This is a genomic window from Seonamhaeicola sp. ABD4_175 (assembly GCF_056160885.1).
On record NZ_JBSWYC010000001.1, the window covers coordinates 1,490,952 to 1,503,445 of the forward strand.

Annotated in this window: 12 protein-coding genes; 3 read left to right on the forward strand and 9 right to left on the reverse strand. The window is 32.1% G+C overall.

Going from position 1 to position 12,494, the window contains the following annotated elements; genetic code table 11:
* Positions 1-115: 115 nt before the first annotated feature.
* Positions 116-1,252, reverse strand: a complete 1,137-nt coding sequence (locus tag ACXAG4_RS06110) for a FecR family protein (RefSeq protein ID WP_475295187.1) — start codon at positions 1,250-1,252, stop codon at positions 116-118.
* A gap of 136 nt (positions 1,253-1,388) precedes the next feature.
* Between ACXAG4_RS06110 and ACXAG4_RS06115 the strand changes: the two genes are divergently transcribed.
* Positions 1,389-1,895, forward strand: a complete 507-nt coding sequence (locus ACXAG4_RS06115) for an RNA polymerase sigma factor (protein ID WP_475295244.1) — start codon at positions 1,389-1,391, stop codon at positions 1,893-1,895.
* Here the strand turns inward: ACXAG4_RS06115 and ACXAG4_RS06120 are convergent.
* Positions 1,878-2,042 (reverse strand): hypothetical protein, encoded by a 165-nt coding sequence (locus ACXAG4_RS06120; RefSeq protein ID WP_475295246.1) that lies wholly within the window; start codon positions 2,040-2,042, stop codon positions 1,878-1,880. The genes ACXAG4_RS06115 and ACXAG4_RS06120 overlap by 18 nt on opposite strands.
* Before the next feature lie 122 nt (positions 2,043-2,164).
* Here ACXAG4_RS06120 and ACXAG4_RS06125 point away from each other — a divergent pair, with 122 nt between their 5' ends.
* Positions 2,165-4,771, forward strand: a complete 2,607-nt coding sequence (locus ACXAG4_RS06125; RefSeq protein WP_475295188.1) for a glycoside hydrolase family 3 C-terminal domain-containing protein — start codon at positions 2,165-2,167, stop codon at positions 4,769-4,771.
* Positions 4,772-4,945: 174 nt separating this feature from the next.
* Here the strand turns inward: ACXAG4_RS06125 and ACXAG4_RS06130 are convergent, their stop codons facing one another.
* The 4 genes from ACXAG4_RS06130 to ACXAG4_RS06145 form a co-directional block, all read right to left on the reverse strand.
* Positions 4,946-6,424, reverse strand: a complete 1,479-nt coding sequence (locus tag ACXAG4_RS06130) for a tetratricopeptide repeat protein (protein ID WP_475295189.1) — start codon at positions 6,422-6,424, stop codon at positions 4,946-4,948.
* A gap of 33 nt (positions 6,425-6,457) precedes the next feature.
* The gene (locus ACXAG4_RS06135; protein ID WP_475295190.1) at positions 6,458-6,904 is read right to left on the reverse strand and encodes a LexA family protein; all 447 of its coding nucleotides are present in this window, start codon (positions 6,902-6,904) and stop codon (positions 6,458-6,460) included.
* A gap of 106 nt (positions 6,905-7,010) precedes the next feature.
* Complete coding sequence (locus ACXAG4_RS06140) at positions 7,011-8,267, reverse strand: Y-family DNA polymerase (protein WP_475295191.1); 1,257 nt, start codon at positions 8,265-8,267, stop codon at positions 7,011-7,013.
* Between the two features lie 29 nt (positions 8,268-8,296).
* On the reverse strand, positions 8,297-8,839 hold the full coding sequence (locus ACXAG4_RS06145) for an N-acetyltransferase family protein (protein WP_475295192.1): 543 nt from the start codon (positions 8,837-8,839) through the stop codon (positions 8,297-8,299).
* Positions 8,840-8,892: 53 nt separating this feature from the next.
* Here ACXAG4_RS06145 and ACXAG4_RS06150 point away from each other — a divergent pair, with 53 nt between their 5' ends.
* Positions 8,893-9,435 carry a hypothetical protein gene (locus ACXAG4_RS06150; RefSeq protein WP_475295193.1) on the forward strand — a complete coding sequence of 181 codons (543 nt, stop codon included), beginning with the start codon at positions 8,893-8,895 and terminating at the stop codon, positions 9,433-9,435.
* A gap of 11 nt (positions 9,436-9,446) precedes the next feature.
* Here ACXAG4_RS06150 and ACXAG4_RS06155 read toward each other — a convergent pair whose 3' ends face one another.
* The 3 genes from ACXAG4_RS06155 to ACXAG4_RS06165 form a co-directional block, all read right to left on the reverse strand.
* Entirely contained in the window at positions 9,447-10,478 is a 1,032-nt protein-coding gene (locus tag ACXAG4_RS06155; RefSeq protein ID WP_475295194.1) for a sugar-transfer associated ATP-grasp domain-containing protein, read from the reverse strand.
* A gap of 10 nt (positions 10,479-10,488) precedes the next feature.
* Positions 10,489-10,929 (reverse strand): DUF3157 family protein, encoded by a 441-nt coding sequence (locus ACXAG4_RS06160; protein WP_475295195.1) that lies wholly within the window; start codon positions 10,927-10,929, stop codon positions 10,489-10,491.
* A gap of 66 nt (positions 10,930-10,995) precedes the next feature.
* On the reverse strand, positions 10,996-12,489 hold the full coding sequence (locus tag ACXAG4_RS06165; protein ID WP_475295196.1) for an aminotransferase-like domain-containing protein: 1,494 nt from the start codon (positions 12,487-12,489) through the stop codon (positions 10,996-10,998).
* Positions 12,490-12,494: the final 5 nt, after the last annotated feature.

Here is a 12,494-nt window from a genome sequence, read left to right on the forward strand (position 1 = left end):
TTCATAAATTTGAGTGTTTTTAGTTAGTTAAACATTTAATTAATTAAATACGCCTTAAAAAGGAACTGAGAATGGTACGGTAGGATGTCTAAACTCTGTTCCTTTTCCCTTTTTATTATTCTATAATTACTTGCCCATTTTGAATAATAAAAGACATATTTGTTGCGTTTTGTATCATTGTTAAAATTTCTTCTATATTTTGTGTTTTATCAAAAGAGCCCCCAAATAGTTCGGTTTCAATGTTTTTGTTTTTAAAGTTTACATCAACATCATACCATCTTGATAAAACCATCATTATTTCCTTTAAAGGCCTGTTTTTAAAGCTAAATACACCGCTTTTCCATGAAATTTCATTGTAAACATTTATAGTGTTTACTGCAATTTTGTTGTTGTTAGGTGTGATTATTGATTGCTGATTGGGTTTTAAAATGGTACTATTTGTATGGTTTGCAACCATTACTTTTCCTTCAACCAAAGTGGTTAAAATATTTGTGTCTTCTTTATAGGCTTTAATATTAAATTCTGTACCCAAAACCTCAATAGTTTGGTGGTTGTTTAATACTTTAAATTTAGAGCCGTTATTGGCTGTACTTGGTGATACATCAAAATATGCTTCGCCATATACAAGCTCTACAGTTCTGGTTTCTCCTTCAATAAAATTTGTTGGGTATTTTAATTGCGAATCTGAGTTTAGCCAAACCTTTGTGCCATCGGCTAGATTTACCAAAAATTGCCCACCTCTAGGAATGGTTAAATAATTGTAGGTTATACTTTGTTTTGCGGTTTTTGGTGTGTTATAAATTAATTCTTTGCCATTACTTTTAACGTTGTTGGTAATGTAATTTTGCCCTTTTTCTAGAGTTATTTTACTACCGTCATCTAGTGTTAAAGTGGCCTTGTCTGTGCCAGCTTGTATGTTGTTTTGTGTAGCAACTTTAGTACTATTTGTAGTGTTGTTTAGTATAAAATAACCAAAACCAAGTAGTGCAATTATTGATGCTGCAATGCCATACCTAAATAACTTTTTAATATGTAAACGTTTTCTGTTAATTTCTTGTAAGCTTTTATTTAAGGCGTTGTTATAAGGAAATTTATGAAGTGCATTGGTTAAATGATTTACTTCTATAAACGTATTAAAATACTCAAGATTACTTTTATTTTGTAACCAGGTTTTAAGTATTTCAGACTCTTTTTCAGAGATAGTATTATCTATTAATTTAACAATAATTCTATCTATTTTTTTTTGGTTCATTTTTTTATAAGCTTATTTGTAGTAATGACGTAAATTTTTTAAAACCCCCTTGATTTTAATTTATTTTTTTAACATTTGTATTACAGAAATATAAAATTTTAGTTAACTGAAAGATAAAAATATCATATTAGAACGTATTAAAAAAGGTGACCAAAATGCCTTTGAACTGTTGTATAAAACATACTACGAAAGCCTTTGTGTTTATCTTAAAAGTTATACTTCAGACCACGCAAAAATTGAAGATACGGTTCAAGATGTTTTTATAAAATTATGGCATAAAAGAAAACGGTTATCTGTTAAAAAGTCATTAAAAAGTTATCTTTACAGAGCTGCTTATAATACGCTTATGGATAATTATAGAAAGCAACAAAGAAATGATGAAATGCTTTCTTCATATTACCATACTGCAGTAATGAGAGCTATTGAAACAGATACAGCAATAAAAACAGATAAGATTACTAAAATGAAATCTTGTATAGAATTGTTACCAGGTAAGTGTAAACAAGTTTTTAAACAAAGTAAGATTTCTGGATTAAAACGCGCACAGGTGGCTGAAAATTTGAATATCACTATTAAAACAGTTGAAGGGCATATTACCAAAGCGTATGCGTTATTAAAAATGTGTTTAGAAACAACTACTTAGCCTTTGCCCTTTTTTAATAACATTGGTTACAATACCCCAAATAACAAACTCATTTTCTGGAGTTATTTTAATTATTGGGTAATTGTGGTTTTCTGGTTGCAACCCAACATCTTTCAATTTTATAGCATCATTTAAATATAAAAACAATTCCTATTATGTTTATTTATAGTGTTTTAAGGTGCTTGTCCTATTAATGTCCATACTGTTTTTTTAGCTGTTAACTTTCCAACAATTAACTTTGAGAGTATCAATTAAACAAAATAATTTTTATGACATTTTTTAAAACATCATTGTTGTTTGTGTTTTTCTTTTTGAGTGTATTAAACATAGATGCCCAAACTTGGAAAAACCCAAATGCAAATCTAGATGATAGAGTTGAAGATCTATTGTCTAAAATGACCCTTGAAGAAAAAATTAGTTATTGTGGTTCTGCAATAGAAGGTATTGACCGACTGGGTATTGAACCATTTGTATGGTACGGAGAAGCACTTCATGGTTTAAAAGCTTGGAATTGCACACAGTTTCCTCAAAATAATGCCATGGGATCCACGTGGAATCCAGATTTAATGTTTGACGTAGCAACGGCCATTTCTAATGAAGCAAGAGCACTTAAAAATGCTGGTAAAAAAGAGGTGATGATGTTTTCTCCAACAGTAAATATGGCACGCGACCCACGTTGGGGAAGAAATGAGGAATGTTATAGCGAAGATCCACATTTAATGTCTGAAATGGCACGTATGTATATTCGAGGCATGCAAGGTAACGACCCCAAATATGTAAAAACTGTAACCACTGTTAAGCACTATGTGGCCAACAATGTAGACACACGAAGAGAATACAGCCATTCATTGGTAAGACACAAAGATTTATACGAGTACTATTTTCCTGCATATAAAACGTGTATTGTAGATGAAGAAGCCACTGGTATTATGACTGCGCTTAATGGTGTAAATGGTGTGCCGTGTTCTGCAGATGAGTGGTTGGTAAATGGTGTGTTGCGCAATGATTGGGGTTTTGAAGGGTACGTTATTGCAGATTGGGCTGCCATTCAAGGTATTGAAAAACGCATGCGATTTGCACAAACTCAAGAAGAAGCAGCGGCAATGGCCATAAAAGCGGGTGTAGATCAAGAGTGTTTTAGACACAAAACAAGAAAAGCCCCTTTTGTAAAAGCACTTAAACCTGCTATAGAACAAGGTTTATTAACTGAAGATGAACTTGATGTTTCGGTAAGAAGATTACTAAGATTACGATTTATGACTGGTGATTTTGATGATGCTTCGTTAAATCCGTATTCTAAAATTCCATCTAGTGTTTTAGAATGCGATGCGCACAAACAATTAGCACTCAAAGCTGCAGAACAATCTATTGTACTTCTTAAAAATGATAATATTCTACCACTTAAGAATGATGATAGTAAGTTGGCAGTTATTGGGCCTTTCGCCAATCGTTGTTGGTTAGGTATTTATTCTGGTAACCCTAGTAGTAAAGTGTCTCCACTAGATGGTATTAAAAAAAGAGCTAAGGGCGAAGTCAATTTTGCCGTAGGTTGCTCTGTTACGGGAGATTCTGAAGACCAACAAAAAATTGATGAAGCGGTTGCTCTGGCAAAAAAATCAGATTACGTTATTTTGGTGGTTGGTAATGATGAATCTACTGCTACAGAAACCAAAGATAGAATGTCTTTAAGTTTACCAGGAAAACAGCATGAACTTATTAAAGCGGTGCAAGCGGTAAATAAAAATGTTATTCTTGTGGTTATTCCAAGTGGTTCTACGTCTATTGGATGGGAGCAGAAAAATTTACCCGGAATTATTTGTGCTTGGGCTAATGGGCAAGAGCAAGGTACTGCATTAGCTAAAGTATTGTTTGGTGAAGTAAACCCAGGAGGGAAATTAAACACAACTTGGGTGAAATCTGAAAGAGATTTACCTCATATGCATGATTATAACATTCAAACTTGGAAAGACGATTACGGTCCTGAAGTTGGGCGAACATACATGTATTCTAAAAAGAAACCTTTATATCCGTTTGGCTTTGGTTTAAGTTATACAAATTTTGAAATTTCAGATTTAAAGGTGAGTAAAAGTCGTATAAAAGCGAATAAAGATGTTATAGTTACTGCCAAAGTTTCAAACATTGGTAATATGGATGGAGACGAAATTGTACAAGTTTATGTTCGTGATGTTAAAGCTTCTGAAATTACACCAGTAAAAGCATTGAAAGGGTTTAAACGTGTTAGTGTTTCTGCTGGCAATGCTAAAACGGTTTCTATAAAATTACCATATGAAGCCTTCTCAAGATATAATGTTAAATCAAAACAGTTTGAGGTTGAAGCTGGCGATTTTGAAATTATGATTGGGCAGTCTAGTGAAAAAATTGTTGCTACTAAAACAGTTTCAGTAGATAATGGCATAATCCCTAATATTAAAGTTGGACAAAAGAGTGGTTATTATAATGCTGATGACGCTAACCGATCAAAATCTTGGGATTATTTATATAAAGATGGAAACTTTAATACTGCTAATAGTAACAATAATACAGATGATTCTTCAAAATGGATAGAATATGAAATTACTTTTATAGATCCAGGCGTTTATGTAAACACATGGGATGCTGAATTATTATTTAAATCAACTTCAAATAATGCTATAATTGAAGCGTCAATGGAAGGAATTAAAATTGATACTTATGAGGTAGCTTGGAAAAAATCTCAGGCCATTAAAATACCTATTCCGCCAGAATATGGGAAACCAGTGCGATTACAAATTAAAACATTACAAGGTGAGGTTGAGCATAATGCCATAAAAATTATTCCTCCAGGGAATAATAAAAAACCTTTTATAATATCTAAAATTGTAAATAGATCTAAATAAGTAGCATACCACAAATAAGAAATTATGTTGCCTTAAAATTGTTAAATACTTACTGTCATTCTGAATTTATTTTAGAATCTCATCCAACATCTAACATGTCTTATGAAAACCTGAAACAAGTTCAGGTTAACAAAAGCATAACTTTTTGGGCAACATAATTTTTTTATATATGAATTAAATAGAGTTTATATAAGTAACTAAATTATCATCTCTTTGTAGCCCTAGTTTTTTTCTAAGTCTATAACGTGCTTTGTTTACGCTATCGGCTGAAATTCCTAATAGTTCAGCCATTTCTTTGGTTGAAAAATTTAACTTTACAAGAGCGCATAGTTTTAGTTCATTTCTACTAAGGTTGGCATGTTGTTTACCTAAAGATTCGTAAAAAGAATTGTTAACTTGCACAAATCTGGCTTCAAATTCATCCCAAGTTTTGGCGGCATTAATTTTAATTGTGCTTTTAATTTGCTCTACAGAGCTATCATTTTCTTGAGTTTTTACAGTTTCAAGTCCTTTTTTAATTTCTGCTAATAACTTGTCTTTTTCTATTAATTGAAGCGCTGTTACGGCTAATTCTTTTTTCTTAATTTCTACTTCGGTATTAGCTTTTTCTGCAGCTAAATTCTTTTCGGCTGTATGTTTTTTACGTAATAACCAAACTCCAAAAAGCGTTGCAATAACAGTTATAGCAAACAATATTATGGCAAATAATAATTGTAAATTAAGTTTTTCTTTTTGTGTTTTTATTGCTTGTAATTCTTGTTCTTTTTTAAGCTTGTTATTTTCTATTATAGATTTTCTGTATGAGTCTTTAATTTCAAATAGTTGTTTGTTTCTTTTGCTTTGGCTTCCAAATAGGCTATCTCCTAGAATTTTTGAAGCTGTCATTTGCTTAAAAGCCAATTTATAATTTCCTATTTGACTATTTAACTGAGATATTTTTTCTAACAATTCTACTTTAATGCCTACTCTTATGTTTTTTCTAGAAATAATGTTTAAACACTTATTGTAAAATTTTAAGGCTTTTAGTTTTTCATTTTTTTCAGCATATAAATCTCCTAGCATAGAATAAATAATAGAGGCGTAATCATGATTATCTGAAATTTGATTTAAAATTTTGTTTAATATTTTTTCTGAAGCATTATAACTTCCTGTTAAGGTATAAATGTGGGCTTTTTCTGTTAATACATAAAGCTTTTCGTTAAATGAGCTATTAATAGAGTCTAAAATATATTCGCATACATCTAGGTGTTGTTTAGCTAAAGCGTATTTTTGGTTCATTCTGTAGGTTAAAGCAGCCGAATAATATAAATTAGATTTTTGTTTTGGCTTTTTTAAAATACCTAGTTTGTTTGCGTATACAAACATAGAATCTATAGAGGCAAAGGCTTTTTCTTTGTTATAAAATATAGAATATAATAATGATAAGTTTTTGTGTGCTTCGTATTTAATTTTTAGATTGTTTAAAGAATCTGAAATTATTAAGGCACTCCAAAGTTTATCATATGCCTCTGGGTAATTTGCAATAGAAGTTAGGTGTTTAGATATTTCTATATTTTGTTGGGCTTGTTTTAATATGCTATCATGTTTGCTTTTTTGAGCAATACAAAATTGGAAAAGCGTGAAAATATATAATAGAAAAAACTTTCTAAACATGTTAATATGATGGCAGTAACTTTTATATTATAATTACACTTTTTTAATAACATTGGTTACAATACCCCAAATAACAAACTCATTTTCTGGAGTTATTTTAATTATTGGGTAATTGGGGTTTTCTGGTTGCAGCCAAACTTCATTATTTTCTACTTTTAGGCGTTTTACGGTAAACTCACCATCTAAAAAGCAAACGGCTATTTTATTGTTTGTGGGTTCTATACTGCGGTCTATTACCAGTAAATCATTATCATCTAAACCTGCACCAACCATAGATTGCCCGCTAACACGTGCAAAAAATGTGGCTTCTTTGTTTTTTATAAGTTCTTTGTCTAATGATAGGCGTTGCTCTTTAAAATCTTCGGCAGGTGATGGAAATCCTGCTGAAATGCCGGCATCAATAAATAAGGCGCCTAAGGCGTCATCTTGTGCGTTTTGAGGTGTGAAGAAGGTTAAATTTGCAGATTTGTGTAATATCATTTTTTTGGTGTTGTTTTGCGTTAGGGATTGAACGGTTTGTTGGAGCTCCTCGCAGAGAGCGACTAGTGAAAGCCCGACCCTTGTGGTAACGCCATAAAGATACTAATTATTTTACCACAATAATGTCTTTTATATTAGTTGTGTATTTGGGCGATAGGTGCTCTTGACGCATTTTCCAGGTGCGTTTTAAGTCTTGGCTTGCTAGTTTTATTTTATAGTGGCCGTATTTGTTGTTTAGCTTGTCTATTGATTGCATGAGTGGTTGGTGTTTGGGGTTTTCTTTTTCAAACATATTAAGTTGAAGGTTGTTGGTTGGCACCAAACCTGATACTACAACGCCTGCTTTTTTGTATTTAATGCCTTTTTTAAAAATTGAGGTTACGGCTTTTACGGCTTCGGTGCTAATTATTAGCGAAGAATTTGTAGGATAGGGCAGGTTTATTACGGCGCTACCGCGGTGTTGTTGTGCGTTTTTTTTATGCCTATCACTACTAAGGGTTACATATATTACGTAACAACTGGAGTGTTGTTTGCGTAGTTTTTCGGCACAGGTTGTGGCAAATGTGGCAATGCGTTCTTTTATGTAGTTTATGTCGTTATAAGAAAAATCGAAACTACGTGTTGTGGCAATAGCTTTTTTGTTTGTAGGTTCATCTAGCGTTATTTGTGGTATGCCTTCTAAATCTTTTTTTAATTTAAAGCCTGTGGTGCCAAAGTTGTTGCGTACCCAAGCGTTGGGCAGGTTTACAAAGTGTATGGCTTTTTTGCAGCCTTTGCTGCTTAGGCTTTTGTGAAACCCACGGCCAATACCCCAAACATCTTTTATGTTAATCCAGTTTAAGGCTTTTAGGCGTTTTTCTTCAGAATCAATTACATATACGCCACCGGTTTCATTAGGAAATTTACGGGCTATTTTATTGGCAATTTTACTGAGTGATTTTGTGGGCGCAATGCCTACACAGGTTGGTATACCTGTCCATTTTAAAATGCGTGTTCGCATTTGATGGCCGTAGTTGTTAAGGTTGTAGTTTTCAAAACCTTTAAATTGCATAAAGGCTTCGTCTATGCTATATACTTCAACATCGGGTGTAAATTGTTTTAGTATATTCATAACCCTACTACTCATATCGCCGTAAAGTGGGTAGTTAGATGAAAGCACGGTAATATTGTTTGCCTTACAGAAGCTATCCCATTTAAAAATAGGTGCGCCCATAGGCAAATTTAACGCTTTGGCTTCATCACTACGTGAAATTACGCAACCATCATTATTGCTAAGTATAGCAATGGGTTTTCCTTGTAAATTAGGGTTAAAAACACGTTCGCATGAAGCATAAAAATTATTACAATCTACTAGTGCAAACATAGACTGTAAAGATACAAGAAAATGATGTTTTAAATATTTAAAATAACCAGATTTAAATTTTTTTCGGCTTGAGAAAATGTTTTTAAAGTTTTAAATCCAACAGCTTTGTGAGCATTTATGGAGCGGGTGTTTTTGCTATCAATTAACGTAATAATACAACTAAATTGGTTTTTAAGGCTGTGTGCCATGTGGTTGTATAGCCCCTTAAAAACACCTTGTCTTCTAAAATTTTTATCAATACAAATTTGCCCCATAACTACGTAGTTTAAATTGGGGTTTACAACGGATTCAATATGGCTAAACATTGGTTTTAAAATATCAATATCATTTTTAAAATCTTTTAGCATTGTAAGGGCATAACCAATAACGTTGTTATTATGTTTTGCAATTATATGTGGGCAGGCATTGTTCATGGTTTGCAGAATTTCAAAAGAATGATGCACGGTTACAAAGCCTTCTTTTTGTTTTATGTTTTCAGAAACATTTGATATTAAATTGGCTTTTTGAAGTTCTAAAATTTGAAGTAATTCAAGTTTAGTTGAAACGTGTGTGTATGCTATGTTTGTTTGCAAATGTGTGGTTTATTTTTGAAAGATAAAGATATGCTTTTTATACATTTGTTTTGATGGTTAGTAAATACGTAGAATATATAGAAAGACGGAATTCTTTGTTTTTTAGGGTGGTTGCTGCATTGTGTTTTACGGCAACAATTGGAGCGATTATATATTTTGTTAGCACCATGAAATTTTCATTGAGGCAAAAACATTTTTATGCGCATTTTGATTTGTTGCAGATTGTTTTCATTCTTCTTTTTATTGGAATTTATTGCTCATATACAATAAATTGTTATTTCGATTTTGAAAAGAAACTTTTTAAACGGGAGTTTGCTTTAGGTATATTGAAGTTTGGAAAATGGAAAAAACTACCACAAATTGATTATGTATCATTGTTTGCTATTGACAGGAATGTGTATCAGGTGAATTTATGGAATAACAAAAATAAACATTGGGATTTATATGAAGAATTTAATTATAAAGATGCTTTTACGATAGCTTTTGAATTGTCAGAATTATTGAAAATAGATTTATTAGACGCAACAGTTAGGAATGATTTTAAATGGATAAACAAAGCCGCAACCAAGCAACAAGGTAAAGTGGTTTATTTTTAAAAAAAGAGGTGTTAGTTTACCTCATGTAATAGGTTTTTTATGTGTTTGTTTTGTAAAAACCCATTGGTAATCATATTCATTGATTGTAGGTGTGGCGATGTGTTTGCTTCAATAATAACAGGTCCGTTTGGTGTAATGGCAACATCCCAACCAATTAACCTATCAGGAAAATAATTAACCGCATTAATAACTGTGGTACAAGCTTCTTCAAAATAAGGTATTTTAAAACCTTCAAAAGCTACATTACTGTTGGGGTGTTTTGTTATTAGGTGCCCGCCATATTCAGGAAAATAATAGCCGTGTTTTTGTAAGGTGCCTTCATTAATATTAATACCCACAAAAAAACCACCCGCTGCAGAGTTATCTACAATACTATCTCCAACACCAAACCTAATAATGGCAGCAACAATTTTGGTAGTACCTTCTTTTGTTATAACGGTTATAATTCTTAAGGTGTTTAATGAGCTGCTGTGTATTTTATTAATTAAATGGTGTTGTTTAATAATTTCAGTAAAAACAAAGTTGCCTTTAATTATAGTGTTGTGGTATGAGTTTTTTAATGCTTCTTTGTAATTTTTAGCTGTTATTTTAAAGCAGCCTCTGCCGCCATAATCCGCTGGAGGTCTTACAAAAATAGCTTCAATATTTTCAGTATTAAAAATAAGTTCAAATGTTTTAATGGCAGATGTTAGCGTGCTTAAATTGTGCATTTGCCCATTATAATAAAAGCTAGTATAAAAGTTATAACCAATAAGTTTGGGCGTTTTTAAGTTGTTTTGCTTACTTGTTAAAGCAAAAAACAATTTATTATTTACAGTGTTTGTAAGCGCAGGATTGTGTATTTTTTTATGCGTTTGTAGTTTTTGTTGTTCTTTTAAACTCAGGTGTTCTAAAAAATTTTTGGCGTCTTTTCTATACAGAAATTTAAAATAGTAGTAAGGAATTTCTCTTTTTTTAATTGTAAGAATTATAACTTCTTTAAGTATTGTGAAAACACTTTTTTTATTAGGGTATTTTAAAAAAACCTTTAGTCTATTTTGCATAAAATAATTTCTAAAAAATATCTAACTTTTTTGAAAAACTGTGGCCTGTGCGTTTATAGGTTGTTGTGGTGCCGTTAGCACAAAAATTATAAATAGCGGTAGCTTTACTTTCTTTAACTGATATAAGTACAACATCATCAACGCTACATTTGTAATCTTTAGCAACACGTTTTTTTATGTGTGTTATGGTAGCGCGCCCTTTTTTTAATTGTGTTTGTATTTTTTTATTAAGTTTAGGCTCTTTAAAATCTGCGGGTAAATTGCAGGTGTTATTGTTTGTTGTAATTGTATTGGTTTGTGCGTTTGTTGGCGCTTTTAAATCAATGTATTCCCAAGTAAAATTGGCTTTAAGTAAAACACGACGCCCATCTTCAGTTTTAACAATATGGTTGTTTTGAGACAGTGCAGAATATGATATTAAAAATATAATAGCAACAAGAAAACGTTTCATAATAATAAATGCTTAGGTTAAATTCAAAAGTACAATTTATATAATACTAACATTTAAATAATGCAGTTAATTTACCACATGGCAGTATGCAAGCCACAGTTTTTCAACAACCGTTTTAATTTCAGTTTCGTTTAAATGTCCATAGCCAAACCTAATGGCACAAGTGTATTTGTCTTGGTATAAAATGGTTTTTGGTAAAAAAACACCTTGCTTTTTAGTAGCTTCGGCGTATTTAATTAATGAAACTTTAGGTTTAAATTGTAACCAAATGGCTAATCCACCGTTTGGAATTTCAAAAGTTATTTTGTTTTTAAAATAGGTGTGAAGGTGCTTACATAAAATATCACGCCGTTGCTTGTATACTACTACATTTTTTTTTGTAAGTCTGTAAATTTCACCTTCATCAATTAATTCGGCAAGCATTTGTTGTTGTATAATATCGCCTTGTTCGTCAAGCAACTGTAAATAGTTTTTAGCTTCGGCAATTAAATTTTCTGGAGCTACCACAAACCCTGTTTGAAAACTAGGAAATAATGATTGCCCTAACTTGCCTAGGTAAATTACCATGCCATTAACATCGGCGCTTGCCAAGGGTAACATGGCAGAACCTTCAAATTGAAAATCGTAATCAAAATCATCTTCAATAATGGCAAATTTGTAGGTTTTAGCAAGGTTTAAAAGTTCTAAACGCCTTTTTGCACTTAATGTTTGTGTGGTTGGATAGTGCCTGTTTGCGCAAATATAAATGCACCTTATGCGGTGTTTTATAAAATGTGTTTTAATGTATTCTATGTTTAAACCATCTGCATCAACAGGAATTGTTTTTATAGTAGCGCCAGCTTGCTGAAAAATCATATTAGCAGCGTAATTACTTAAATTGCCAACCAAAACAATATCGTTTGGTTTTATAAGAAGTTGAGAAACAATGTACAAACTCATTTCAGTGCTTCTGGTACTAATAAAATTGTTTGGCTTTATATGAAAACCGCGTGTGGCGTTTAGGTAATTGCAAATATGTGTGTGGAAAATTGATGCCGATGTATTGGTGTCATTCCACTTATTAACCACCAATTTACGTTTCATTACAGCGCTATACCAGCGTGAAAATTGATGTATGGGATGCAACCTTAAATCTGGTTTTCCGTCATTAATTATAAATTTTGCATTGGTTTTTTCGGTCGTAGAAGCCAAATGTAAGGATTGCTGAAATGGAAATCCGGTAGTTTTAGAGTATTCATAAGCATCATCAATATTACGCTGTACAGTTGCTTTAATAGGCGCGTTGCCTTGTTTGGGTACCAATACAAACGTGCCTTTGTTAGGTATAATTTCTACCCAACCTTGTGATGCCAACTCATCATAAACGGCCACGGCGGTATTACGGTGTATTTTTAATAAATTACTAAAGGTACGTGTTCCTGGTAATACGGTGCCTTTTAATAAATATCCGCGCTGAATAGCATTTATAATTTGTTGGGCAATTTGAATGTAAACAGGGTTAGTGCCTGTTTTTTCAAACGTAATTAACTGTTCTAAAATATTTACAACCGGACTATTCATAGTTT

Coding starts and splice junctions, on each gene's coding strand:
- ACXAG4_RS06110 (WP_475295187.1), bottom strand. CDS start 1,252: ATGAACCAAAAAAAAATAGATAGAATTATTGTTAAATTAATAGATAAT.
- ACXAG4_RS06125 (WP_475295188.1), top strand. CDS start 2,165: ATGACATTTTTTAAAACATCATTGTTGTTTGTGTTTTTCTTTTTGAGT.
- ACXAG4_RS06130 (WP_475295189.1), bottom strand. CDS start 6,424: ATGTTTAGAAAGTTTTTTCTATTATATATTTTCACGCTTTTCCAATTT.
- ACXAG4_RS06135 (WP_475295190.1), bottom strand. CDS start 6,904: ATGATATTACACAAATCTGCAAATTTAACCTTCTTCACACCTCAAAAC.
- ACXAG4_RS06140 (WP_475295191.1), bottom strand. CDS start 8,267: ATGTTTGCACTAGTAGATTGTAATAATTTTTATGCTTCATGCGAACGT.
- ACXAG4_RS06150 (WP_475295193.1), top strand. CDS start 8,893: ATGGTTAGTAAATACGTAGAATATATAGAAAGACGGAATTCTTTGTTT.
- ACXAG4_RS06155 (WP_475295194.1), bottom strand. CDS start 10,478: ATGCAAAATAGACTAAAGGTTTTTTTAAAATACCCTAATAAAAAAAGT.
- ACXAG4_RS06160 (WP_475295195.1), bottom strand. CDS start 10,929: ATGAAACGTTTTCTTGTTGCTATTATATTTTTAATATCATATTCTGCA.
- ACXAG4_RS06165 (WP_475295196.1), bottom strand. CDS start 12,489: ATGAATAGTCCGGTTGTAAATATTTTAGAACAGTTAATTACGTTTGAA.